The organism is Arsenophonus sp. aPb, from assembly GCF_029873475.1.
Taxonomy (GTDB): Bacteria; Pseudomonadota; Gammaproteobacteria; order Enterobacterales; family Enterobacteriaceae; genus Arsenophonus.
Genome location: NZ_CP123499.1, coordinates 1,149,521 through 1,175,971, shown reverse-complemented (window position 1 = coordinate 1,175,971; position 26,451 = coordinate 1,149,521). Strand labels below are relative to the sequence as shown.

Here is a 26,451-nt window from a genome sequence, read left to right as displayed (position 1 = left end):
GATTGTCAGCATTTTATTATTTAAAAAATAAAGGTAAAAATATGATGTCCAAGTTAAATGAAAAATTCTCTGCTGCATGGCAAGGATTTACTCAGGGGAACTGGCAAAAAGACGTTGATGTACGTGATTTCATCCAAACCAACTATACACCTTATGAAGGTGATGAATCATTTTTAGCCGGCGCAACCAAAGCGACTGATAGCTTGTGGGAAAAAGTGATGCAAGGGATCAAGATCGAAAATCGTACCCATGCGCCTGTCGACTTTGATACTGATGTTGCCGCTACCATTACTTCCCATGATGCCGGTTATATTGAAAAAGAGTTAGAGCAGATTGTCGGTCTACAAACTGACGCGCCACTTAAGCGCGCGCTGATCCCCTTTGGCGGCATTAAAATGGTTGAAGGCTCATGTAAAGCCTACAATCGTGAATTGGATCCGGCACTAAAAAAAATCTTTACCGAATACCGTAAGACCCATAATCAAGGGGTATTTGATGTTTATACCCCAGACATTATGAAATGCCGCAAATCAGGTATTTTGACCGGTTTGCCAGATGCCTACGGCCGTGGTCGGATAATTGGTGATTATCGTCGCGTAGCGCTTTACGGTATTGATTTCTTACGTGATGACAAGCTAGCTCAATTCAATTCTCTGCAAAGTAAGCTAGAGCAAGGTGAAGAGCTGGAAATGACCATTCAATTACGCGAAGAGATTGCTGAACAACACCGCGCGTTGGGTCAAATGAAAGAGATGGCGGCAAAATATGGCTATGATATTTCAGGCCCGGCTACCAATGCGAAAGAAGCGGTTCAATGGACCTATTTTGCCTATTTAGCCGCGGTTAAATCACAAAACGGCGCCGCTATGTCTTTTGGCCGTGTTTCTACTTTCCTTGATATATATATCGAACGTGATCTAAAAGCCGGTCACTTAACTGAGCAGCAAGCACAAGAACTGATCGACCATTTAGTCATGAAATTGCGTATGGTGCGTTTCCTACGTACCCCTGAATATGATGAGTTATTCTCAGGTGATCCTATTTGGGCAACTGAGTCATTGGCCGGTATGGGCGTCGATGGACGTACCCTAGTGACAAAAAATACTTATCGTTTCCTCAATACGCTATATACTATGGGCCCCTCGCCTGAACCCAATATGACAATTCTTTGGTCAGAAAAACTACCACTGAATTTCAAAAAATTTGCCGCCAAAGTTTCTATTGATACTTCTTCGATTCAGTATGAAAACGACGATTTGATGCGGCCCGATTTTGATAATGATGACTATGCTATTGCCTGCTGTGTCAGCCCGATGATTGTCGGTAAGCAGATGCAATTTTTTGGCGCGCGGGCAAACTTAGCCAAAACGTTGCTGTATACCATCAACGGCGGTATCGATGAAAAATCTAAACTGCAAGTTGGCCCTAAAATGCCAGCGATTAGCGATGATGTGCTCAATTTTGATGTCGTGATGGACAGAATGGATCACTTCATGGATTGGTTAGCTACCCAATATGTCACCGCTTTGAATATCATTCACTATATGCATGATAAATATAGCTATGAAGCTGCCTTGATGGCACTGCATGATCGTGATGTTTATCGTACTATGGCGTGTGGTATTGCCGGACTTTCCGTTGCTGCTGACTCACTATCAGCAATTAAATATGCCAAAGTTTCGCCGGTTCGTGATGAAGATGGTATTGCCATTGATTTCAAAATTGAAGGTGAATATCCACAATTTGGTAATAATGATAACCGCGTCGACGATATCGCTTGCGATTTAGTTGAGCGCTTCATGAAGAAGATCCAACAATTGCGCACTTACCGCAATGCGGTGCCAACTCAGTCAATTCTAACCATTACCTCCAATGTAGTTTATGGTAAGAAAACTGGTAATACCCCTGATGGTCGCCGTGCTGGTGCACCTTTTGGCCCAGGCGCTAACCCAATGCACGGTCGTGATCAGAAAGGAGCCGTAGCCTCGCTGACTTCGGTAGCCAAATTGCCGTTCGCTTATGCCAAAGACGGTATCTCTTATACTTTCTCAATTGTGCCTAATGCACTGGGTAAAGATGATGAGGTACGTAAAACCAATCTGGCAGGATTGATGGATGGTTATTTCCACCATGAAGCCAATATTGAAGGTGGTCAACATCTAAACGTTAATGTTATGAATCGTGAAATGCTCTTAGATGCGATGGAAAATCCAGAGAAATATCCTCAGCTGACCATTCGTGTTTCCGGTTATGCGGTACGTTTTAACTCTTTGACCAAAGAACAGCAGCAAGATGTTATTACCCGTACATTTACGGCAACTATGTAACAATTTGTTGTTGAACTAAAATAGAAGTAGATAAAAGCCCCGCTTAAGATGGGGCTTTTTAACTGCCATTAATTTTGGAGATGTTATGTCGCTAGTTGGGCGAATTCACTCTTTTGAATCTTGTGGTACGGTAGATGGGCCTGGTATTCGCTTTATCGTTTTTTTTCAGGGATGCCTAATGCGTTGTCTGTATTGCCACAACCGAGATACCTGGGACACCCATGGTGGTAAGGAAATTACCGTCGAAGAATTGATGAAAGAAGTGGTCAGTTATCGCCATTTTATGAATGCTTCCGGCGGTGGCGTGACAGCTTCAGGCGGTGAAGCCATTTTGCAGGCTGAATTTGTCCGTGATTGGTTTAGTGCCTGTCAGCAACAAGGCATTCATACTTGCCTTGATACTAATGGTTTTGTCCGCCGTTATGATAAAGTGATTGATGAATTATTAGATGTCACCGATTTAGTGATGCTAGATTTAAAACAACTGGACGATAGTATTCATAAAAATCTGGTTGGCGTTTCTAATCACCGAACCCTTGAATTTGCCCGTTATCTGGCTAAACGTGGGCAGAAAACCTGGATCCGTTATGTGGTAGTACCCAGTTGGTCGGATGATAACCAATCCGCCCATCTGCTAGGCCAATTTACCCGTGATATGCCTAATATCGAAAAGATAGAGTTGCTACCCTACCATGAGTTAGGCAAGCATAAATGGCTAGCGATGGGTGAAAAGTACCAGCTAGCCGATATCAGACCACCAACCACCGAAACCATGGAGCGGGTAAAACATATTTTGCAAGGTTATGGCCATAAAGTGGTTTATTAACTTATTCGTTAAGTTATAAATATTTTTATGATTTATCCATTTTCATCAAGCGGGCTTTTTTCTCTTTATACCTCCGTGAAAAAAGCCCTTAAAATATTAAAAATTGTATTTATATTGCTCCATAAAAATTGTATTTATATTGCTCCATTAACGCTGCCCGATTGATAACAAAACGTTCAAATTGCTCTTTACGTTTACTTTGCTTAGAGGCTGAATAGGCCAAAAGTGTGGTGGCATAAGCAAAGGAGTCTGCGTTTCCATAAGCTAACATTTGAAAATTAGCAGCCTCTCCCGTATTTCCACCTCGGCTTGCATAGGTTATAAGTTGATATTTCTTTGGCACGTTCCCAACTGGTAAAGTATAAAGTGGCACTGGATTAACTTCAGGAGTATTGAAACCATAAACATAATCCTCGGTAAAAAGTGCTGCATGGGAGAATTCGTGAATCATAGTCTGAGCCATAAAATCATCACCGACTCTTTTTTGTGTCGAATACCATTCTTTAACATTTGATTCCAAATATGGCGTTTCCTTCTCTTCCTTATAGGATATCTCTTTTTCAGCAAATAACTTCTTGACTTGCTTGTTATCTAAAAACTCGGCATCGCGCTGAACTTTTTTATCGCCCCCCAATATCGCCAATATGTCTCACGCTTCAAACGAACTACTGAAGCTATCGACGCTTCTTCTCCATCAGGCATGATAATAAAATTTTTATCTATATTAAATGCTTTCATAAACTCCTGCATGTCTGCTAAATCTTTACTCCATTTCTTTTTAAGTTCACCTGAAGTATTACCAAAGAATGTGGTCATCACCTGGTCAACGGCTTCTTGATTCTGTTGTAAGATTTTTTGTGCTTTACCAATCGTTTTTATGGCATTATTAATACTTTTAGCTACATCTTTTTTCAAAGACGGTGCCATCCCCTGTTCATCCACTAAGGTGACCGGGTTATTTCTACACATGCGATAGAGATTTAAGCCATCCACCGTTCCAGCCGGATCAGCACTTAGCCAACGTCCCACCCAGGGTTGATAATAGCGATAACCATAATAGTAGAGCCCACTGACATCCAGCTCTTTGCCTGAATAACGAATGGTTTTATAATTGACTTCTAATTGACTGATAGCCAGCAATACCGAGGTACCACCATAGGCATAATACTCTTCCTGACTAATTAACAGACCATTGGCATCGACCTCTAACCGACTACTACCCAACTGGTCATCATAGCTGTAGCGCAGCTGATCATTATTGATCTCCGCCGGCTTGCCCATTTGCCAATGCAGCACCCGTACCTGAGCTCGCCCGGCCTCACCAATAAGCGTGATCTCCAGCAATTCTTTCACTATATTATTATTGCTGGTGGTGCGCAGTTCAGCACCGGGTAGATAAATCACTTGCTGAGACTGACTACTACCATTTTGCCTATCGGTGGTTTTTATTACTCGTTGGCTATTGCCATCATAACGGTACCATTCAATGTCCGTTGATTGTCCACTATGGCCTGCTAATGTGACTGTTAATAATTCCCCCCGCGGCGTCCAGCTCAGCCCTTGCCCGGATAACAATTGCTGCTGCTGCCCACCGGCGGTGAACAAATCGTCTACCTGGGTGGGATCTTCGGTTAAGGTACTTAATACCGCCCGATTAGTGCGATCGGATACGGTAATATTAACCGTGTAATTATTGTTACTCGCCGGCGCACTATGGCGTATCTGCGATAAATTACCGCCTAAGTCATAGGTGTAGCTGCGGGTATAATTGCTATAGGTATGACTATCAAGAGGGGATGCTGGCGGTAATTGTGGCGTTTGCTGACCAATATTGGCCATTTCTCGTCCGGTCGCTTCAACTAGGCGGTAGAGGCTATCATAGTAATAGTGATTTTCAGGCACAATTTTCTGATTACGCCAGAAGCGCGTTGCCTCAGCATCATTGCTAATGCGTAGCACATTGCCGACCGGATCATATTCATAACGTAAATCTTGTAATATTTTAGCCCCCGCCGGGTGGCCAGCTGGACGTTCGGTTTTTATATTGATTAACCGCTGCGTCTGGGGTTCATAAATATATGAAGTCACTATTCCATTGCCGTGCTCTTCGCGTAATTTCTGCCCATTGGCGGCATAAGTCAACGACTTAACAATTACCTGTTCACTGCTGTTTTTTAGCGTCAACCAGCTAGCCATCAACATACCGGCAACATCATAAGCCTGCCGCTGCATATTGCCCATCGCATCGGTACTTGTCAATATCGCACCGCTGGCATCAACGGTATAGTGATTAGCATAAACAGCCGGCGATAATAACGCATCCCAGGCGGACTCATCTTCTCCCTGCCAGTTAGCCGCAAAATCATCGGATAATAAACGGCGTGAAGTTGATAGCATGGCGCCAGTTAGCGCGATGCTATTCGTTTGCTCAAGCCCTGCGGTATCATAGTGACGAACACAGGCACCGACTAAATTCCAATCTTGCTCCGTTGGACTATTACCCGCCCAAACAAAGCGTTCGGTAATATGCTCCTCTGTGGTTTTCTGCTCAGTAATCGATAATAGCCGACCCAGTGAGCGATTATCCTCATATTGCCAGTGACATCTGTTCGCAGTCGCATTAACGGCGAAATAAGGGCGCTGAGCGATATCGTTCATTGTTATCGTCCTACCCGCATCCACACTCTCTACCGACAATACTTCACCACTAAGGGAGGTTAAGTAGCTAAAGTTGTCTTTGATGGTCTCATCGGTTTGCTGTTGTTGATATAACCGTGGATCAATACTGTGCGCCAAAAAACCCAGCGCATTATATTGATTTCGAGTGATAAGTTGTTCGGTGGTATCTGGCGTGTTTGGATGGCGAAGGTATTGAATTTGTCTGACCGGCTGACCGCGATTATCTTGCACTAAGATAGTGGGAGTATTGTTAAATAATGCTGTTTGCATACTGCCTCCTTTGGTTGTTGAGTATTATTTTTTTACTCAGTAAGTAGGAAAACGTATTTGTTAAATATATTCAATCGATATTTTTTTATTTACAAAAGCATGATTAGACAGATAACTCATTCTAGCCAACTAACGGAAAGTTATTTTCGCTATCATCACAAATAAAGAGCAAATTAACGATCAACTTAACAATAGACTTAATTAGCACTTAACCCTTTTTGCAAACATCTGTTTATTCAATTATGAAAAAACATGCTTTACCTGTTTTTCAACATAATAAATTAATCAATTGCTAGCACTCTAGAGGAAAATCACCAGAAATTAGATCAATTTCGTTGGCAGATAATTTAAATAAAAACGACAAAATCAAAAAAATAACCAATGTATTACAACTTAGAACATCGACTTATAGACGAGCGTTTAATGCTGTTAATTCGCCTGTTATAAACTTAGCCAATTATTATTAAGAATATTTTGATTTGGCAAATTTTTAAAATAAGTTTTTGTGATAGTGGTTATCACATCAGAATTTAACAAAAAAATTTTACCCTATTTAACCGTAAATTTTTTAAGAGTTTTTCCAACATATCGTTAACATCAGCCAAGCCGTTCATCTTCTTTTTTTCATCGCCATCGGTGACATAAAGTCGTTTGATTTTATAAAATTGCGTTATAAAGTATCTTTTTTATTTATATAAATTAATAAGTTACATGAACTATTGGGATAAATAAATGAAGATATCGAATAATAATTTCAACCATCATTATTATGTTGCAAAAGATGAAAAAAGTGATGGCAAAACCGTTGCTGATGAAAAAACTGACAATAATGATAAACCCCCTGACGATGAAAAAATAGATAACCGTAGTAGCCTTGATTATTTAATAAATAAGGATAGGGATAGAGCCAGAGCGCTGTTGAAACAACAAGACAAGCCAAAGATAAGAAACAAACGTAACAGCAATGACCCCAATATAATAACGGTAATAGCAAACAAACAACCTGAATGGCTTTCTAACAGAGAAAGTAGTTATGCATCTGATTCGCTCCAGCGAGCAATTGTTGCTAGCAAAATACAAGCTGAAAGATCAACATCAGCCGCCATAAATGACGATTTGGTTAAAATATTAACCAATGAGCAGCATGCACGCAGCCTACTAAAAAAAGCTAATTCACTCGCTATTATCGGCGGAGCAATAACGCCAGCAGGACAAATGGCGCCAGTGTTCTCTTCATCTGGCGCCGGGAGCTTGGTATTTAACAACAGCACCGGAGTTTCTTTAATTACTCAACTTAACCAGGCTGTGAATGCATTAACAACCATGGCTTCAGAGGTTGCCTTAAAGGCCATTTCTAAAGGTTTTGTCATTGCCTCAATTTTTTATTCACCCAAAGCCGGCGAAGGTAGTGATTTAGCGCAAGGTCGAACCCTGGAGCAATTTCTTTCATTGTCAGTGCCGGCAAAAACCATGGGACTAACCAACAAGCAAGCGTTGCAACAAGCGGCGAATACATCAGGTCAAATTGCCATGCCAATAAGAGGCAAACTTGTGGTAACAGATGATAAAATTAACGTCATGGTGATTAAGACTGATGAAATAAAACCAGTTACAGTCATTAATGCCATACAGGATGCAAAAACCGGATTATATATCCACTCACTACCTAAAAATAGTCATCAAACCTCTACTATTAATGTTGTCACGGCCCCCGCAAAAGAGTCGTTGCTAACAGGGCAGCCCCCCTTAATACCCACGCTGCCTGCTGTGCCAGTCACCGTCCGTAATAACCCAACCTCGTCGCAGTATGCGCCAATCCCGCTATCCGTAACAACTGAATTCCAGGATGTTATTTTGGTTTATCCTGAAGCGGCAAAAATGGAGCCGGTTTATATAACCTATGGCTCAAAAACTCAGAGCATGGTTGACCAAGCAGCACAACAATTAGATATCGCCAACAAATCCTTTGCGGCGATTGATAAGCAATATCAAGCTGAATTATCAGTTTTAAATAGATTACAGACAACGCCAGAAGGGTTAACACTCTCTGATCCAGCAAAATATCCATTGATATATCAGCAAACGGCTGAACAACGAAAAATGACAGATAGAGAAATTGCTGTCAGGGATATGTCATTGATTAAGGTTTTACAACAACAAGGAATAAAAGCTTATATCCTTGAAGCACTAAAAAAAGAATCTCAGCAAAAAACAATCCCGGGTTTGGCACCTATATTAGTCGCGGCGCTTTATGAAACATTAGGTCATCGTTTACTTGATGCAGATAAAAAAATAGCCCAACAGCAGAAAAAATTGCAGCCTCTAATGGCGAGCCGCAAAACGGCGGAAGAAAATAAAAAAGCCGCAGCAGGTAAAGTTGAAGCGGAAATCAAACGTCTTTTTGTCTCTGAGCAAAACCTTAAAAACGTCAATAATCGTTATTATCCCGCACCTGCAACTAAATTACTGGCAGATTATTTAGGTTTACAGGCAAGCCCTGCTAAAACCCCACTTGATGATGGCGTGAGTCAAAAACCCCGCTGGACAGACGCAACGGGGGAAACAATTTATGAGTGGAACTCTCTTAATGGCAGCCTGGAAACTTATAAGCCTGGTCATTGGGAGACAGAACTAGGTAAGGGAGGCAAGGAGGCGCGTGTCTGGGTAGTAGAAAGCGTTATTAACCCTGCCACCGGACTTTATGGCATTACCCTACCAGATAAAGACGGTAAACAAGGCAGAACAGTTTTAATCAGTCCGCTAAAAGCACCGGGTGCCGATGGTCTGGGGCATTTACTGCACCCTGAAAAACAGCAAATTATTATCCTTAATACTGGCAATAACGAACCGATTAAAACACCTATTGTCCGGGTCTACCCCAACCCTATCCAACCTGATATTGATGCTCAGATAGCGGTTCCACCGCTGGAAACAAACTACCAACCGCTTTATGTGATGTTTAATTCTCCATTAGATATCTTCCCATTTACACGAAAACAATTAGATAAAAAATTTAAGCATGCAAGTGATTTTGGTATTAATGACACCCAAAAGAATAGCGAAACCTTAACTAAATATCGTGACGCAATTGCAGCCCATTTAAATGACAAAGATACAATAGAAAAAGGCACTTATCCAAGAGAGAAAGATTCAAAAGTATTTTTTAATCAAAGAACTCATAATGTTGTAATCCTTGACAAAGATGGGTTATTTGTGTCTGGATGGAAACTTTCAGTTGGTGAGCCACAATTTAATAATTATATTGAAAAAGGGGTTTTGCAATGAGTATGAAACTAATCTCTTTAGCTATACATTTTATTGAATCTAAAATTAGCGAAGATGATTTTGTTGATAAATATATGGAACAATGGAAAAAAGAAAGAGATTCTGGCATTTCAAAAAAAGACCCAGATAAATTATCGGAATGTTGCTCTAGTGTTTTTATTTTAGCTGATTGTTATGATCCCGATCCTGATAGAAGAGAAAGTGAGTTAGATTCCGATGGATTAAAGAGAGAGGTTAAGGAAACATTGGAGAAATTTAATTTCATTTAAATAATTTATATACAACTAAGGCTGAAGAGGCATTTCACAAAGCAGAGTAAAGTAAGTAGTGTTAGATCTTGAAGGTATTTATAGCAGGCAATAGGCAGGAGGTAAGCGGTAATTGGTTAAATCAAGCAGGAGCAGAACTTGGTGCTCCAATACCCCGTCAGATTGCTGATAAGTTAAGAGGGAAAAAATTTGCCAGTTTCGATCAATTCCGGCAGGCTTTTTGGCAAGAAGTGGCTAAAGATAATGAGTTGAGTAGGCAGTTTAATAAAGCTAACTTAAGAGATATTAGTAACGGATTATCTGCTTATCCTCCAGTAACAGAACAAGTTGGAGGCAGAAAGAAATATGAAATTCATCACGTAAAACCAATTAGTCAAAACGGTGCTATTTATGATATAGATAATCTGCGAGTTTTAACACCAAAACGGCATATAGAAATCCATTCCAAAAAAGGGGATAAATAACATGGAACTTAAGAACAAGCTTGAAGAATATACAGAACATGAGTTCTTAACCTTGTTAATTGCCATTTTTGATGGGAAATACTCATCAGAAGAAGAACATGATGCCATAGTAAATAATATTATTAGTACTTCTGAGCATCCTAAAGGAACGGATATCATTTATTATCCGGAAGATGGTATAGAAGATAGTCCTCAGGGTGTTTTAAAAACAATAAAAGATTGGCGAGCTAAAAACGGTAAACCGGGTTTTAAGCCAGAATAAAGACAATCTGCATTTCTGTTACTGAAAATCACAAAACTCCAGTAACAGTAATACTTCATTGGCATTTTAAGCCGGAACTGCTGAAATTTCCGGCTTAGTCCAGACCATGATAAAATTTATTATTTAAATATAAAAATCGCACTAAAAATTATATTACAGCTTGTTTTAACCTTACATGTTAATTATCAAGCACTTTATAAACTGTTGATGGCACAATTTTTAATTGACGGGCAATCGCCGTTGCTCCCATTTCCTGAGAACGCAGTTGACTAATTTTCCCTCGATCAAAACTGCGTATAAGTCCAAATCGAACAGCTTTTAAAGCACCGGGTGCCGATGGCCTGGGGCATTTACTGCACCCTGAAAAACAACAGGTGGTGATACTTAACACCGGTAACAACCAACCTATCAAAACCCCTATTGTCAGGGTTTATCCTAACCTCATTCCGCCTGATATCGAAACACCGGTAACCGTGCCTCCCCTTGAAAACGGTTATCAACCCCTTTATGTGATGTTTAATAATCCTCGTCACCTGCCTGGAGTGGTAACAGGCAATGGGCAGGAGGTAACGGGTAATTGGTTAAATCAAGCAGGAGCAGAACTTGGTGCTCCAATACCCCGTCAGATTGCTGATAAGTTAAGAGGGAAAAAATTTGCCAGTTTCGATCAATTCCGGCAGGCTTTTTGGCAAGAAGTGGCTAAAGATAATGAGTTGAGTAGACAATTTGGAGCCGCTAATTTAGGGAATATAATAAACGGAAAAGCGCCATCACCAAGAGAAATTGACCAAATAGGTGGAAGAGTTAAATACGAATTACATCATATAAACTATATCAAAAATGGGGGCGAAGTATATAATATCGATAATTTAAGTATAGTAACTCCTAAGCGTCATATTGATATCCATAAAGAAGGTAAATGAGATGGAAAAAAAAACCATTTCTGACTACACAGAGAAAGAGTTTCTAGAATTAGTCAGGAAATTATTTAATGTGGACAACACGTCAGAATCAGAGGATATAAAAAATCTTCTTGAATTTAAAAGGCTAAGTCAACATCCAGATGGTTCTGATCTTATCTACTATCCTAAAACAAACAGGGAAGATAGCCCGGAAGGAGTTGTTAAGGAAGTTAAGGAGTGGCGAGAAAAAAACGGAAAACCAGGATTTAAGCCTGAATGAAGACAATCTGCATTGCTGTTACTGAAAATCACAAAACTCCAGTAACAGCAATACTTAATTAGCAGTCTAAGCCGGAACTGGTGAAATTTCCGGCTTAGTCCAGACCATAATAAAATTTATTATTTTAAATATAAAAATATTACCAAAATTTATATTACAGGTTACAGGTTACTTCAATCTTACAGGTTAATTAATCATCATCTTATAACCCTTATCCATGCACTTTTTAATTGACGGGCAATCGCCGTTGCTCCCATTCCCTGAGAACGCAGTTGCCTAATTTTCCCCCGATCAAAACTGCACATACGTCCAGATTGAACAGCTTTTAAAGCCCGAGTCCGATGGTCTGGGACATTTACTTGAGTCCTAAAAGCAATAAATTGTGACACTGTTGCAAAGCTTGTTAAGAGATATCAATGAATTATGAGTTGCAATTTGCAGCCTATGCTTTAGAAAATTGGCATTGCAAATAAAGTACATATATCTGTACTTATGTTGACTGTTGGTTAATCATTATTCAATGATTTGTTCTGACCTAGCAATCAAGCAGTCATAATGAAAACAGTCAATTATACCGATGCAAGACAAAACTTAACCTCTATCATGAATGAAGCAATAGATGATCGGATCCCAATTTTAATCACTAGACAAAAAGGGATTCCTTGCGTTTTGTTATCCCTTGATGAATACCAATCTTTAGAAGAGACGGCCTACTTGCTGCGCTCGCCAGCTAATGCTCGTCATCTATTGGATTCAATTGATGAACTCAATGCCGGTAAAGGAATTGAAAGAGATATTCAGGAATGAAATTAATATTTACCGAACAATCATGGAACGATTACCTTTATTGGCAGCAGATAGATAAAAAGATAATTAAACGTATTAATGAATTAATTAAAGATATTAAAAGAGAACCTTTTTCTGGTATAGGTAAGCCAGAGCCTTTAAAACACAATTTAACCGCTTTTTGGTCGCGCAGAATAACTGAGGAACATCGTTTAATTTACCGGTTAACAGATAAGGGCTTAGAGATAGCTTCATGTCGTTATTACTATAATTAATACAATTGAGGGAAGTGTTAAGTGTTATTTAGCATGTAACCTTGAGCCGCTTTAAGCAATTTATTATTTGCTTTGGGCGGATTATCTAATGCCTAAATTAATCCGTTTGCTCCAGCCATCGATATAGGTGACGTTTTAGGGCACTGTTGCAACAGTGCCTCATTGTCGGTGCTATTGCAAAAATATCTTACCATTGCATTAACCAATATAGGCTAACCCCTTCATATATGGCCGCAAAACTTCAGGCACTTCGATTCGTCCATCAGCTTGCTGATAATTTTCCATAACAGCGACCAAGGTACGACCAACCGCCAAACCTGAGCCATTTAAGGTATGCAGCAACTGCGGTTTTTTATCCTCTTTATGACGGAAACGTGCTTGCATGCGCCGCGCCTGAAAATCCCAGGTATTTGAGCAAGAAGAGATTTCGCGATAAGTATTTTGTGCCGGCAGCCATACTTCCAGATCGTAGGTTTTACAAGCGGCAAATCCCATATCGCCCGTGCATAAAATAATTTTACGGTATGGTAATTTTAATAGTTGCAAGACTTTTTCTGCATGGCCGGTTAATTCTTCCAGTGCAGCCATCGATTTGTCTGGCTCTACTATCTGTACTAACTCAACTTTATCAAATTGGTGCATCCGGATCAGACCACGGGTATCGCGGCCATAAGAGCCCGCTTCAGAACGAAAACAGGGAGTATGCGCCGTCAGGCGGATCGGCAACCTCTCCGCCGCTATAATCTCATCGCGGACTAAATTAGTTACTGGCACTTCAGCGGTTGGGATCAACGCATATTGTTGATTTGATGCTTGCTCTGCCAGCGGTTTAGTATGAAAAAGATCTTCGCTAAATTTTGGTAACTGACCAGTACCATAAAGGGTGGCATGATTAACTAAATAGGGAACATAAGTTTCTGTATAACCATGTTGTTCGGTATGTAAATCCAACATGAATTGTGCCAATGCCCGATGTAAACGCGCAATCTGGCCTTTCATAACCACAAAACGGGAACCGGTAATTTTTACCGCAGCGGGAAAATCCAGTCCATCAGTTAATTCACCTAATGCCACATGATCTTTGATGGCAAAATCATACTGGCGCGGTTCACCCCAACGGCTTATTTCAACATTATCGGTTTCATCTTTACCGTCTGGTACACTTTCATCGGATAAATTGGGTAACGTTAAGGCAATATTGCGGATCTCATCTTGGATTTGCGTTAGCTTATTTTTAGTGTTATCCAGCTCTTCAGCCAACTGGTTAACTTCCTTACGTAAAGCGTCAACATCTTCACCACGTGCTTTTGCTGCACCGATAGTTTTCGAGCGGGAGTTTCGTTCTGCCTGCAAGGTTTCCGTTTTAATTTGTAAATCTTTGCGTTCTTGCTCTAGTTTACGCAACTTATCTACATCAAGAATAAATCCCCTACGAGCCAGTTTTTCAGCAACTACGTCTAGCTCATTACGCAGTAAATTTGGATCGAGCATGCTTAACCTGTAAAATTATTATTGTTTAAAAATAAAAACTACCTGTCAGTATTCTCTGATGGTTAATAGTTTCTTAGTCTGATTTGGCTACCTTACCCCATTGAGATTTTTAACGATAGCGTTTTATTGAGCTATTTTGATCCAATTCTGCCAGCCAGGATAATTTTTCGCCAATTTTGCCTTCTAACCCACGATTTGATGGAGAATAATAACGTGTTCCTTGCATCTGTGCTGGAAAGTAATTTTCACCAGCCGCATAAGCATTAGGTTCATCGTGAGCATAGCGATATTCTTGCCCTAAGCCCATCTCTTTCATTAATTTAGTCGGTGCATTGCGTAAATGGCTGGGAACATCATAATCTGGCTTCTGTTGTGCATCAGTTATGGCGGCCTGAAAAGCATTATAAACCGCATTACTTTTAGCGGCACAAGCTAAATAGACAATCGCTTGGGCAATGGCACGCTCGCCTTCTGCTGGGCCAACACGCGTAAAACAATCCCACGCTGCTATCGCAACTTGCATCGCTCTTGGGTCGGCATTACCGATATCTTCAGAGGCGATGGCCAGCAGGCGACGAGCAACATATAACGGATCGCCACCCGCAGTGATAATGCGGGCATACCAATAAAGCGCTGCATCTGGGGCAGAGCCACGGACCGATTTATGTAAGGCTGAAATTAGATCATAATAACGATCACCTTTGTTATCAAAACGCGCGCTTCTTTCACCACTTACATCTTTTAGTAAGTTTACGGCTAATATTCGCTGATCTTTATCATCGATTTCAGCCATATCGACCATCATTTCCAGTAAATTTAATGCTCGTCTGGCATCACCATTGACTAACTGAGCGATCATGTCACGGGTATCATCGGGTAAAATAATTTTCTGACCACCATAACCACGTTGACTATCCGCCATTGCCTGCTGTAAAACCATGGCAATTTCTTCATTAGCTAATGATTTCAGTAGATAAACACGCGCACGTGAAAGTAAGGCTGAGTTGAGTTCAAAAGAAGGGTTTTCGGTCGTGGCACCAATAAAAGTTACCGTACCATCTTCTATATGAGGTAAAAAAGCATCTTGTTGACTTTTATTGAAACGATGAACTTCATCAACAAATAAAATCGTTCTGCGCCCTAATTGCCGATTTTGGCGAGCGATTTCAATCGACTCACGGATCTCTTTGATACCTGATGTTACTGCGGAGATCTTTTCAATCGCTGCATCCGCATAGTGACCAATAATTTCAGCCAGGGTCGTTTTCCCAGTACCGGGTGGCCCCCACAAAATCATGGAATGCAGTTGACCGGCACGAATAGCACGCGCGAGTGGCTTGTTGTTAGCTAATAAATGTTGCTGACCAATATATTGCTCTAAGTTGATTGGCCGCATTTTTGCGGCCAATGGTTGAAATTCATTCGATGAAAAATCAAGTGGCAAATTACTCACCTCACCCCCTAGATCTCTGATCATCAAGGGTTACACCTTGTGGCGGCACAAATTTAAATTTATCGTCATCAACATGACTATTTTGCTGACCCTTGAGTTGATATGAACTCATCTGGCCATCTTGCTCTACCGCAGTAAACTGTTGAATAGTACCATCAGGCTGGACAGTAATGGAAAAATGTTTCAGATTTCCCTTATTTTTTGTCGCAGTTAGCAGGAAATCATCACCATTTTGGCTAATGTGATAACGTTTCCAATCCTGTGGATCGTTACGGGTGATCAACATAAACGGCGTATCGGTCGTTGCCTCACTCAATAAAGTTACCGTAACTTGCTCAACGAAAGGATTATAGAACCAAAGATTAGTACCATCAGAAACTAACCAACTTTCATCCGGTGATACCATATGCCAGTTAAATAAATTTGGCCGCTTGATCCAGAGCTGACCTTCACCTTGCTGTATTAAATCACCGTCAATGCTGGTTACCTTTTGTGCAAAATTAGCATGAAAACTATTTATTTTATTTAGGCGCATTTGCAGTTCTGCAGCCGCATCCGCCCATACCTGGCTAATATGAAAACTTATTGCTAACAACCCTAACATTATCAGTTTTTTCATCAAGTCATGACCTTTACATTCATCATATTTATTTGTTTTGAGCGAATATTTTCCATTAATATTCTGCTGGTGGTGGTGTTAAAACTTCGCGATTACCATTGTGACCTGGCTCACTAACAACCCCCCGAGCCTCCATCTGCTCAACAATTCTAGCCGCTCGATTATAACCAATACGAAATTGTCGCTGCACGCCCGATATAGAGACTCGCTGCTTTTCCGTCACAAACTCAACCGCTTGATCAAACAGGGGATCTAGCTCTTCATCACCATCATAACCATTACCACCTTCACCCTCTTCACCGCCCTTAGTAATATTATCAATATATTCAGGCTTACCTCTTGCTTGCCAATCTTTAACCACATCATGCACTTCCTGATCGCGAACAAAAGCACCATGAACACGAATTGGAATAGAGGAGTTAGGCGGTAAGTAAAGCATATCGCCCATGCCTAACAAAGATTCGGCGCCACCTTGATCAAGGATGGTGCGAGAATCTATCTTACTTGATACAGTAAACGCAATCCGAGTCGGTACGTTAGCCTTAATTAAACCGGTAATAATATCAACGGATGGCCGCTGAGTCGCCAAGACTAGATGAATACCGGCCGCTCGCGCCTTTTGCGCCAAACGCGCAATTAACTCTTCGACTTTTTTGCCAGCGGTCATCATCAGATCAGCAAATTCATCGACCATAACAACAATATAAGGCTCTTTCTTCAATACTGGATGGCTACTATCCATACTATCGCCTGGTTTCCAAAATGGATCAGGTATTGGGCGTCCCATGCGTTCAGCGGCATTAATTTTATCGTTATAGCCCGCCAGATTTCTTACGCCTAACCTAGACATAAGTTTGTAGCGACGTTCCATTTCATTAACACACCAACGCAGTGCATTCGCCGCATCTTTCATATCGGTGACAACTTCGGTCAGCAAATGCGGAATTCCTTCATAAATAGAAAGTTCCAACATCTTAGGATCGATCATGATAAAACGGACATCCTCAGGTTTTGCTTTATACAAGATACTGAGGATCATGGCATTAACCCCAACTGATTTACCCGAACCGGTGGTACCGGCAACTAACAAATGCGGCATTTTTTCTAAATCAGCAATAACGGGTTCACCTTCAATATCTTTACCTAATACAATGGTTAATGGTGATGAGTTACGGCGAAATTTATCACAATCAAGTACTTCACGTAGATACACTGTCTGGCGCTTTTTATTGGGTAGTTCTAAACCGACATAAGGTTTACCCGGTATCACCTCTACAATACGTACCGCAGTTGCCGATAAAGAACGGGCTAAATCTCTTGATAAGTTAGAAATACGTGCGGCCTTCACGCCAGGGGCTAAGTCCAACTCAAAGCGCGTAATAACAGGCCCAGGTGAAAAGCCAACCACTTCCGCTTTTACCCGATAATCGCTTAAACGCGCTTCAATTAAACGGGATGTCTGTTCCAACGCAAACATATCAACCGGTTCGTTGTGGTTTGGTGGGCTGGCAAGCAGATCTAATGAAGGCATTGGCGTCGTGGGTTTTGGTAATGGTTGATCATTACGTACCAGAAAAGGATGAAAAAGACTTCCCTGCTCAGGCAATGTCTGCGCTAGCTGTTGCTTTTTATCTTCAGGCGCTAATGATGTTTCACTGAAATCTTTTGCTACTTGCTCTTGCGATATCGCTTCGTCTTCTGCCAAAGGCCATTTATGCTCAATGTGCGGTTGGTTTTCAACTAACGCGTTTAATTCTATTTCATCTGATGTAATAGGTTTGTCGTCCACATCAATGTTATCTGTTAGCTGATTAAGATTATTAGTTATATTGGTGTTATAACGCTCGTTTTGCTGCTGCAAAAACTGATCACGTAATTTTTCTTCATTCCAATTATCAATACTAAACTCAGCGCCATCAGGCTGGGTCGCGTGATTTTGAAAAGCTTTTTGCTCTGCATCCAATTCCTGCTCTTTTTGTGTCGTTAGACGATTACCATAAAGCTCGCGCCTTGTTGGTAAACGAACAGGATTAGGGCGCGGAAATTCGGGGCCAATACCTTTTTTAATTTGTGATTTTACCGGCGTGAAGGCAGTACTGGCGTCAGTTTCCGCATCTATTTTGGTTACTGGGGAAATTAAGGGTTCAGCCAGATCAGCCACTTCTTTTTGCAAGCCAACTTTAGAAACGTGATTAGGATCTATCCGTTGATTGAGATCAACTTCATCATCCATTGGAACGGAGATATTTGACGGTTTGCTAAAAATATCTTCGTCATATTTGTCCAATGTTTCTGCCTGAATATCAAGGGCAACTTTGGCTTCATCTGGCGTCAAAAACTGTACTTTATCTGGATACAATTGATCGTTTTTATTATTACTCAATCCTTCTTTCGCTAACTGTTTAATTGGCGCAGTTGAAAAAAGCACATCATCAGGATCAATATAATCTGCTGTGTCTGATGTACCATCGTATAATTTAGCCGGATGAGGTGAGACATAAGATTCTGTTGCTTGATGCTTGTTGTTACTACGATTACGATTAGTAATAAGCGTTATTGCCGCTAAAACTAGTGCACCAATCTTTTCCGCAATCGTTAACCATGACCAACCCGTAAATAAGGTGAAACTAATCGCCCAAATACAAAGTAGCGTTAACGTGGTTCCTAAAATATTAAACCAAGGTAGAATGGCATTACTAAAAACACTACCAATAATGCCACCGGAGGAAAAATTAGGTAAATCATCAATATTAAGTGCTGCCAGGGCACACGAGGTAATTATTAACGCTAACCCACCGATCAGGCGTAAAGAAAGAACAAAAAAATCCAGACAATCCTGGTTATCGATATCTTTAAATACATTCCAACATCCTAACAACATGACTAATGGTATAGCGTAGGCTAAGATGCCGAAAACAGAGAAAAGAATATCTGCTGACCATGCACCAATGCCGCCAGCTAAATTTTTAATCGGTTCATTCCAAGTTGTCTGTGACCAGCTAGGATCGGAAGGATGAAAACTTATCAGAGCCACCAGCAAAAAAATCGCCCAGATAGTAATTATCAGTAAAATAACCTCTGTCAGTATCTTGCCATTACTGATCTTTTTTAACTTAATGTTTTTGTCTTCTGTATATTCCTGGCCCAAAACTAACACTCCAGGTTTTTCCTGTTGATTGAAAGGAACAACGCTGAGTAATGCTCAGCGTTGAAACTGTATGCATAAACAGGAGTGTACCTAACTTTTTCCGGTTTTGCATCTATTTGATTAACGTGTCTTAATGACCAAACGATTACTCTGTTTCACCTCTTCCATTACTACATAAGTCCGCGTGTCATTGACACCAGGAAGGCGAAGCAAAGTTTCGCCTAACAATTTGCGATAGGCAGACATATCAGGAACCCGTGTTTTAAGTAAATAATCAAAATCTCCAGAGACTAAATGACATTCCTGAATTCCCTCCAGTTTTTGCACAACGGCATTAAACTGTTCAAAAACATCTGCAGCACCACGGTTCAAGGTGATCTCAACAAAAACCAATAAAGATGCATCGAGATAGTGTGGATTTAATAAAGCAGTATAACCAGAAATAAAACCTTGACGTTCCAAACGACGCACACGTTCCAAACAAGGGGTCGGCGATAACCCTACTCTCTTAGAAAGCTCTACATTAGAAATACGACCATCCTTTTGCAATTCATTAAGTATGTTCCTGTCGATACGATCAAGATCTTTTCCTGGACGCTTTTTGTTATCAATCATTTCGTTATCTCTCTTTTATCTATTTTTTTATACCCATTACATTCCCTATTTTCTTTTCTTATTATTGAATTGGAAAAGATGCAATAAGGTTAAACTCCGCCTGACCATTAGTATTTGTAGTATAATTCATCTTGTAGATAAATCATCTGGTTAGTTTTCAATTTGATAATGAAAAGTAGGATATTTATCTATTTGTTTAAATGATGTTCAATTTCAATTAATCAAATGAGGTAATTAATCCTATAAGATGTTTTCTCAAATACACAACCGATTGTCAAAGATTATGAATAAAAATCAGAACATCATAAGGAAATGAATTTATTATTAACTAATTGTCAATAAGACATCAGAAAAATTCTCACTTTAAAACGTTATTTCACCAAAAATAATCTTTTTTCATAACTCGCCTTAATAAATAAAATGTTAAAACAAGTCAACAAAGAATGATTATTCCTTATCATCTTTTCATTCAATTTACTTTTTTTAATTTTCCTAATCTCCTACAATCGCCACATTAAATAGATATTCTTACAAATGGAGCCGCCATGAACACCAACAAGCATAGTAAGGTTATTATTCTGGGATCTGGCCCAGCTGGCTATACGGCAGCTATTTATGCCGCCCGAGCAAACTTAAATCCGGTTTTAATTACCGGCATGCAACCAGGAGGGCAGTTAACCACCACCACCGTAGTTGAAAATTGGCCAGGCGATCATACCGAGTTAATGGGGCCGGTATTGATGGAACGGATGCTGCAACATACTAAAAAATTTACTGCAGAAGAAAATATTATTAATGATCACATTTATGCGGTTGATCTGCAGCAACGGCCGTTCCAACTCACGGGTGATGACGGAATCTATAGCTGTGATGCGCTTATTATCGCTACCGGCGCCTCAGCTCGCTATCTGGGTTTACCTTCTGAAGAAGCCTTTAAAGGTCGTGGCGTTTCAGCCTGCGCCACCTGCGATGGTTTTTTCTATCGCAAGCAAAAAGTGGCAGTAGTAGGTGGTGGAAATACTGCTATTGAAGAAGCACTTTACCTATCCAATATCGCCGCAGAAGTGCATGTAATTCATCGACGTGACACGTTTCGTGCCGAAAAAATTCTCATCCAACGGATGATGGAAAAAGTAAAAACTGGCCATATTGTGTTACATACCAATTTTACCCTTGATGAAGTCTTAGGTGACAATAGTGGTGTTACTGGCATCAATTTACGTTCAACCCAAAATGACAATGTCGAGATGCTTGCCGTGACTGGCGTGTTTATCGCTATTGGCCATACGCCGAATACAAGTATCTTTACCGATCAATTAGCGTTAGAAAATGGCTACATTCAAGTGCAATCTGGCACTAAAGGCAATGCAACTCAAACCTCAGTTGAAGGGGTTTTCGCTGCTGGTGATGTCATGGATTATGTCTACCGTCAAGCCATTACCTCCGCAGGTACAGGTTGTATGGCAGCCCTTGACGCCGAACGTTATTTAGATGCGCTATACCGTAAATAAATGTTACAAATTATAATAATCTTATGAATTTCTATAACAGGCGCTGTCGAAATAGCGCCTTTTTATCTGTAATATACCTATAAAAGTTGATATTAGATAAAATTAAAATCAATCCGTTGTCCTAATTAACTTATCACCGGTATATAAAATTATCATTATGGATAAACAAAAACAAACTGAGTTGGTTAAATGGTTGAAGCAACAATCAGCACCAGCAAAACACTGGCTACGCTTATCCATGTTACTGGGAGTTATTAGTGGCCTACTTATCGTTACGCAAGCCTGGCTTTTAGCTACCATTTTACAAGCATTGATTATCGATAATCTTCCTCGAGAACAGTTGCTAGTTCAATTTGTATTACTCGTTTGTGTATTTACTTTAAGAGCGATAATTAATTTTATACGGGAAAGTGTTGGATTTGTTTGTGGCAAAATTGTTCGCCAGCAGATCCGTAGCAGAGTACTAAATAAACTTGACCAATTAGGGCCGGTTTGGGTTAAAAATAAACCCGCTGGAAGTTGGGCAACGATCATTTTAGAACAAATTGAGGACATACAGGATTATTATGCTCGCTATTTACCGCAAATCTATTTAGCCGCTATGATCCCGATTATCATTCTGATTGCGATTTTCCCGATTAACTGGGCTGCTGGCATAATTTTATTTATCACCGCACCTTTAATCCCTTTATTTATGATATTGGTGGGAATGGGTGCCGCTGATGTTAATCGGCGAAATTTTGTGGCGTTAGCCAGATTAAGCGGCAGATTCCTCGATCGTTTACGTGGACTTGATACCTTACGACTTTTTTTCCGTGCCAGCAAAGAAGTAAAAGATATTGAACAAGCGACTGAAGAATTTCGCCAAAGAACGATGGAAGTCTTACGTATGGCCTTTCTCTCTTCGGCAGTGTTAGAATTCTTCGCATCAATTTCCATTGCCATTGTCGCAGTTTATTTTGGTTTTTCTTATTTAGGGGAATTACATTTTGGTAATTATGGCATACCAGTTACCCTTTTTGCCGGCTTTTTGGCCTTGATACTCGCGCCGGAATTTTTTCAGCCACTACGTGATTTAGGCACTTATTATCATGCTAAAGCACAAGCAGTAGGTGCAGCAGAATCTTTATTTACATTATTAGCCAGCATAGAACAACCATCAATACAACCACAAAATAATCAGCTAATTGCGCCGGGTCAACCATTCACTATTACTGCACAACAGCTAGAAATTTTTTCTCATGACAATGTACGCTTAGCTGGCCCGTTAAATTTCACCCTATCGCCAAACCAGCGGATCGCTGTAGTCGGCCAAAGCGGGGCTGGTAAAAGTTCATTGTTAAATGTGCTACTCGGTTTTTTACCTTATCGTGGCTCGCTAATGGTTAATGGAATTGAACTTAGGGATCTCGATATGACTGATTGGCGCAAACAACTTAGCTGGGTTGGTCAAAACCCCCATTTACCTGCACAAACTATTATTGACAATATATGCCTCTATTCAACTAAAGCTTCCGCAGCAGCCATTAATACTGCGATGGAAAATGCTTATGTAACTGAGTTTACCAACTATTTACCCGCAGGTGTTAATACCCAAATTGGCGAAAATGCCACTCGCTTGTCCGTTGGACAAGCGCAACGAATTGCTGTCGCGCGCGCGTTATTAAACCCTTGTCATTTACTTTTACTGGATGAGCCTGCAGCAAGCCTTGATATGCAAAGTGAGCAACGTGTGATGACAGCGCTCAATACAGCTTCTACTAAACAAACCACTTTGCTGGTTACCCATTTGCTAGAAGAAGCTGCTACTTACGACCAAATATGGGTCATGGCAAATGGTTTAATTATTGAACAAGGCACTTATAATGAGCTAAGACAAACTAAAGGGGCTTTTAGCCGCCTGCTAACTTATCGCGCAGAGGAGATATAATATGCGTGTACTACTCCCTTTTCTTGCGCTATATCGACGTCATTGGTTGCTGCTTAATCTTGGTATTTTATTAACCATTATCGCGGTACTGGCGAGTATTAGCCTACTGACTTTATCAGGTTGGTTTTTAGCCGGAACGGCACTCGCTGGCACTGCCGGGCTTTATACTTTTAATTATATGCTACCAGCAGCAGGGGTTCGTGGTTCAGCCATTATTCGCACGGCCAGCCGTTACGCTGAACGATTAGTTAACCATGATGCGACTTTTCGTGTCTTAGCCCATTTAAGAGTATTTACATTTCAAAAACTATTTCCACTATCTCCCGGCGCTATCGCGCACTATCGCCAAGGAGATATTCTTAATTGTCTGGTCGCTGATGTCGAAAGCCTTGATCATTTGTATCTACGAGTGCTTTCTCCAATATTTGCTGCTTTAGTTATTACTATTTTGCTCACCTTGTCATTAAGTACATTAGACTTACTTCTTGCCCTTACTTTGGGCACTATTATGCTCTGTTTGCTGATTACTTTACCCTTTTTCTTTTATCAGGCGGGAAAATCTATTGGACACGATCTCACTATATTTCGCAGTCAATATCGTGCTCATTTAATTAATATTATCCAGGCACAAGCAGAGCTAACTGTTTTTGGCGCATTACCTCGCTTTCGGCAAGTATTAACAAATCTAGAATTCAGCTGGCTAAAACGCCAGCAGCAACAATCTAACTTAACCGCGCTATCACAATCTATTGTGATTTTAATCTCCGGCCTTACTGCAACCCTACTAATGTGGCTGGCAGCAACCGGTGTGGGTGAGCAGCATAAACCTGGTGCACTTATTGCCCTGTTCGTTTTTTGTACCTTAGCAGCATTTGAAGTTCTTGGACCAGTAGCTGTTGCATTTCAATATTTAGGACAAGTCGTCACTTCTGCAAATCGCTTAATGGAGTTAATTAATCAACAACCGGCAGTGACATTTCCGACTTCAGGCATAACGGCGAGTAATAAAGTTGAGATCAAATTGCAAAATGTGCATTTCAGTTATCCTCAACAACCGCAACCGACACTACAAAATATCTGTTTGACACTCAATGCAGGTGAACATATTGCGCTACTAGGTAAAACCGGTTGTGGTAAATCCACGCTGTTACAATTATTAACGCGTGCATGGGATGTTAGTTCAGGCCAGATCTTGATAAATGGCCAGCCAATTAATCACTATAATGAGAAAACATTACGTAAATTAATGGCGGTAGTACCACAGCGAACCCATATTTTTAGTGATACCTTACGTAATAATCTGTTAATAGCGAAAGATGATGCAAGTGATACTTTACTGACAAAAGTATTAGAACAAGTCGGTTTAGATAGCCTAATTAAAAATCAAGGGCTGGATAGTTGGATCGGTGAAGGTGGTCGACAGCTTTCAGGCGGTGAACAACGGCGATTAGGTATCGCAAGAGCCCTACTTTATGATGCGCCAGTCATTTTATTAGATGAGCCGACCGAAGGATTAGATGCAAAAACTGAAAAACAGATCCTAATTCAGTTGCAGCAGCACTGTTGCGACAAAACTTTATTAGTTATTACCCATCGCTTACAAGGACTGGAAAAAATGGATCAAATATATGTGATGGATGATGGGAAAATTATTGAGCAAGCTACCCATGAAGAATTATTACAATTGCAAGGGCGCTATTTTCAATATTACCAAGCCAGAATAGTACTAACATAATCACAAAATTCGTTAATAGGATGGTTATATGTTTCAGCTTGATAAGGGATCTTATCTCTTTCCAGCGCCAGAATATGCTCTATCTGACCCCAATGGTTTACTCGCCATTGGCGGTGATCTGGCGGTCGGTAGATTACAAGCTGCCTATTATGAAGGGATTTTCCCTTGGTTTAATCCAACGGAAATTCCATTGTGGTGGTCGCCAGATCCACGTGCAGTGCTCTTGCCAGCAGAAATACACATTAGCCGAACAACCAAAAAAAGAATGCGAAAAACGCCGTATGTCATTACGCTAAATCATGACTTTGAACAAGTTATCGCCGGCTGCGCACAACGGCAAGAAGGAACCTGGATCACCCATCAAATAATAGAAGCATATACTGCTTTGCATCAACTAGGTGTTGCGCATTCCGTCGAAGTTTGGCACAACACAAAATTAATTGGTGGACTATATGGTGTTAATGTTGGTAAAATTTTTTGTGGTGAATCGATGTTTAGCCGTGTTAGTGATGGTTCTAAATATGCACTTATTGCTTTTTATCACCATTTCCTGCGTTTCGGTGGTAAACTGTTTGATTGCCAAATAATTAATGCATATACCGCCTCTTTAGGTGTGAGAGAGATCCCTCGGGTACAATTTTTAAATTATCTCTATCAATATCGCGACCAACCTCTTGATAAAGCATGTTGGCTAAAGCAAACAATAACTTTACCTAATACAGAAGAAACTAATCATTTCGGATGATTAACTGAAAAGTACTTTTTGCCTAAAGAGAGATAACAGATAGCTGATTAAATACTAATTTGAAGATATAGGTAGCAGAATAATTCATGCTATTGCAAACTAAGTTAGATAGTTTGCTATTACATTGTTGCATTTTATTTTTTTATCGTTCGCGTTGTTCAAATCGTATACTTGTTGTATATTTTTGTACTATTAAGCTTTAATGGCGTAATTTTCATCTCTTGATAAAAAGTAAAAGTGACTTTAAACTCTACACTCCTTTACATAAGGAGGGTTTTTCGGCATTATCTTGCCCGTAGTAAAAAACTTGGTGATTAACTTAGAGGATTAGATGGCCAAAGAAGACAATATTGAAATGCAAGGTACAGTACTAGATACTCTGCCCAATACCATGTTCCATGTTGAACTAGAAAATGGACACGTAGTTACTGCGCATATTTCTGGCAAAATGCGTAAACATTATATCCGGATTCTGACGGGCGACAAAGTGACTGTCGAGTTAACACCTTATGATCTGAGTAAAGGCCGCATCATCTTTCGTAGCCGTTGATCGCTTCTTATCTCAAGCTCTTGCCATAG

At 40.4% G+C, this 26,451-nt stretch carries 23 protein-coding genes; 15 read left to right on the top strand and 8 right to left on the bottom strand.

Annotation, left to right across the window (positions count from 1 at the left end; translation table 11 throughout):
- Window positions 1–44: 44 nt before the first annotated feature.
- A complete protein-coding gene (pflB, locus tag QE177_RS05200) occupies window positions 45–2,327 on the top strand; it encodes a formate C-acetyltransferase (RefSeq protein ID WP_280552218.1) in 2,283 nt (760 codons plus the stop codon).
- A gap of 85 nt (window positions 2,328–2,412) precedes the next feature.
- Window positions 2,413–3,153 (top strand): pyruvate formate lyase 1-activating protein, encoded by a 741-nt coding sequence (pflA, locus tag QE177_RS05195; protein ID WP_280551722.1) that lies wholly within the window; start codon window positions 2,413–2,415, stop codon window positions 3,151–3,153.
- 109 nt (window positions 3,154–3,262) lie between these two features.
- Here pflA and QE177_RS05190 read toward each other — a convergent pair whose 3' ends face one another.
- Window positions 3,263–3,796 carry a hypothetical protein gene (locus QE177_RS05190; protein ID WP_280551720.1) on the bottom strand — a complete coding sequence of 178 codons (534 nt, stop codon included), beginning with the start codon at window positions 3,794–3,796 and terminating at the stop codon, window positions 3,263–3,265.
- Complete coding sequence (locus tag QE177_RS05185) at window positions 3,745–6,102, bottom strand: RHS repeat protein (protein WP_280551719.1); 2,358 nt, start codon at window positions 6,100–6,102, stop codon at window positions 3,745–3,747. Before QE177_RS05185 ends, QE177_RS05190 begins: the two co-directional genes overlap by 52 nt.
- A 732-nt stretch (window positions 6,103–6,834) precedes the next feature.
- Between QE177_RS05185 and QE177_RS05180 the strand changes: the two genes are divergently transcribed.
- From QE177_RS05180 to QE177_RS05165, 4 genes are all read left to right on the top strand, one after another.
- Window positions 6,835–9,387 carry a colicin D domain-containing protein gene (locus tag QE177_RS05180; RefSeq protein ID WP_280551718.1) on the top strand — a complete coding sequence of 851 codons (2,553 nt, stop codon included), beginning with the start codon at window positions 6,835–6,837 and terminating at the stop codon, window positions 9,385–9,387.
- Complete coding sequence (locus QE177_RS05175) at window positions 9,384–9,656, top strand: colicin immunity domain-containing protein (protein ID WP_180560955.1); 273 nt, start codon at window positions 9,384–9,386, stop codon at window positions 9,654–9,656. Before QE177_RS05180 ends, QE177_RS05175 begins: the two co-directional genes overlap by 4 nt.
- Window positions 9,657–9,724: 68 nt before the next feature.
- Window positions 9,725–10,120: an HNH endonuclease signature motif containing protein gene (locus tag QE177_RS05170; protein WP_280551716.1), complete on the top strand. Its 396-nt coding sequence runs from the start codon at window positions 9,725–9,727 to the stop codon at window positions 10,118–10,120.
- 1 nt (window position 10,121) lies between these two features.
- Complete coding sequence (locus tag QE177_RS05165) at window positions 10,122–10,382, top strand: bacteriocin immunity protein (RefSeq protein WP_280551715.1); 261 nt, start codon at window positions 10,122–10,124, stop codon at window positions 10,380–10,382.
- Window positions 10,383–10,560: 178 nt separating this feature from the next.
- Here QE177_RS05165 and QE177_RS05160 read toward each other — a convergent pair whose 3' ends face one another.
- The gene (locus QE177_RS05160; protein WP_280551713.1) at window positions 10,561–10,773 is read right to left on the bottom strand and encodes a helix-turn-helix domain-containing protein; all 213 of its coding nucleotides are present in this window, start codon (window positions 10,771–10,773) and stop codon (window positions 10,561–10,563) included.
- Here QE177_RS05160 and QE177_RS05155 point away from each other — a divergent pair.
- The 4 genes from QE177_RS05155 to QE177_RS05140 all read left to right on the top strand — a co-directional run bounded on the left by QE177_RS05155 (window position 10,757) and on the right by QE177_RS05140 (window position 12,625).
- Window positions 10,757–11,305, top strand: a complete 549-nt coding sequence (locus QE177_RS05155; protein ID WP_280551711.1) for an HNH endonuclease signature motif containing protein — start codon at window positions 10,757–10,759, stop codon at window positions 11,303–11,305. The genes QE177_RS05160 and QE177_RS05155 overlap by 17 nt on opposite strands.
- Before the next feature lies 1 nt (window position 11,306).
- Window positions 11,307–11,564 (top strand): bacteriocin immunity protein, encoded by a 258-nt coding sequence (locus tag QE177_RS05150; protein WP_280551709.1) that lies wholly within the window; start codon window positions 11,307–11,309, stop codon window positions 11,562–11,564.
- Window positions 11,565–12,119: 555 nt separating this feature from the next.
- Window positions 12,120–12,371 carry a YoeB-YefM toxin-antitoxin system antitoxin YefM gene (yefM, locus tag QE177_RS05145; RefSeq protein ID WP_280551706.1) on the top strand — a complete coding sequence of 84 codons (252 nt, stop codon included), beginning with the start codon at window positions 12,120–12,122 and terminating at the stop codon, window positions 12,369–12,371.
- The gene (locus QE177_RS05140) at window positions 12,368–12,625 is read left to right on the top strand and encodes a Txe/YoeB family addiction module toxin (protein WP_280551704.1); all 258 of its coding nucleotides are present in this window, start codon (window positions 12,368–12,370) and stop codon (window positions 12,623–12,625) included. The genes yefM and QE177_RS05140 overlap by 4 nt, the downstream gene beginning before the upstream one ends.
- 198 nt (window positions 12,626–12,823) lie before the next feature.
- Here QE177_RS05140 and serS read toward each other — a convergent pair whose 3' ends face one another.
- The 5 genes from serS to lrp all read right to left on the bottom strand — a co-directional run bounded on the left by serS (window position 12,824) and on the right by lrp (window position 19,951).
- Window positions 12,824–14,116, bottom strand: a complete 1,293-nt coding sequence (gene serS, locus QE177_RS05135) for a serine--tRNA ligase (RefSeq protein WP_280551702.1) — start codon at window positions 14,114–14,116, stop codon at window positions 12,824–12,826.
- Window positions 14,117–14,225: 109 nt separating this feature from the next.
- A complete protein-coding gene (locus QE177_RS05130) occupies window positions 14,226–15,569 on the bottom strand; it encodes a replication-associated recombination protein A (RefSeq protein WP_280552217.1) in 1,344 nt (447 codons plus the stop codon).
- A 1-nt stretch (window position 15,570) separates the two neighbouring features.
- Entirely contained in the window at window positions 15,571–16,188 is a 618-nt protein-coding gene (gene lolA, locus QE177_RS05125) for an outer membrane lipoprotein chaperone LolA (protein WP_280551700.1), read from the bottom strand.
- 55 nt (window positions 16,189–16,243) lie between these two features.
- The gene (locus QE177_RS05120; protein WP_280552216.1) at window positions 16,244–19,222 is read right to left on the bottom strand and encodes a DNA translocase FtsK 4TM domain-containing protein; all 2,979 of its coding nucleotides are present in this window, start codon (window positions 19,220–19,222) and stop codon (window positions 16,244–16,246) included.
- A 234-nt stretch (window positions 19,223–19,456) separates the two neighbouring features.
- A complete protein-coding gene (gene lrp / locus QE177_RS05115) occupies window positions 19,457–19,951 on the bottom strand; it encodes a leucine-responsive transcriptional regulator Lrp (RefSeq protein WP_026822393.1) in 495 nt (164 codons plus the stop codon).
- 545 nt (window positions 19,952–20,496) lie between these two features.
- Between lrp and trxB the strand changes: the two genes are divergently transcribed.
- The 5 genes from trxB to infA all read left to right on the top strand — a co-directional run bounded on the left by trxB (window position 20,497) and on the right by infA (window position 26,422).
- Window positions 20,497–21,462: a thioredoxin-disulfide reductase gene (trxB, locus tag QE177_RS05110; RefSeq protein ID WP_280551699.1), complete on the top strand. Its 966-nt coding sequence runs from the start codon at window positions 20,497–20,499 to the stop codon at window positions 21,460–21,462.
- Between the two features lie 157 nt (window positions 21,463–21,619).
- Complete coding sequence (gene cydD, locus QE177_RS05105; RefSeq protein WP_280551697.1) at window positions 21,620–23,392, top strand: cysteine/glutathione ABC transporter permease/ATP-binding protein CydD; 1,773 nt, start codon at window positions 21,620–21,622, stop codon at window positions 23,390–23,392.
- A gap of 1 nt (window position 23,393) precedes the next feature.
- Window positions 23,394–25,127 carry a cysteine/glutathione ABC transporter ATP-binding protein/permease CydC gene (gene cydC, locus QE177_RS05100; protein WP_280551695.1) on the top strand — a complete coding sequence of 578 codons (1,734 nt, stop codon included), beginning with the start codon at window positions 23,394–23,396 and terminating at the stop codon, window positions 25,125–25,127.
- 28 nt (window positions 25,128–25,155) lie between these two features.
- Complete coding sequence (gene aat, locus QE177_RS05095) at window positions 25,156–25,872, top strand: leucyl/phenylalanyl-tRNA--protein transferase (protein WP_280551693.1); 717 nt, start codon at window positions 25,156–25,158, stop codon at window positions 25,870–25,872.
- Window positions 25,873–26,203: 331 nt separating this feature from the next.
- Complete coding sequence (gene infA / locus QE177_RS05090; RefSeq protein ID WP_280551691.1) at window positions 26,204–26,422, top strand: translation initiation factor IF-1; 219 nt, start codon at window positions 26,204–26,206, stop codon at window positions 26,420–26,422.
- Window positions 26,423–26,451 lie beyond the last annotated feature (29 nt).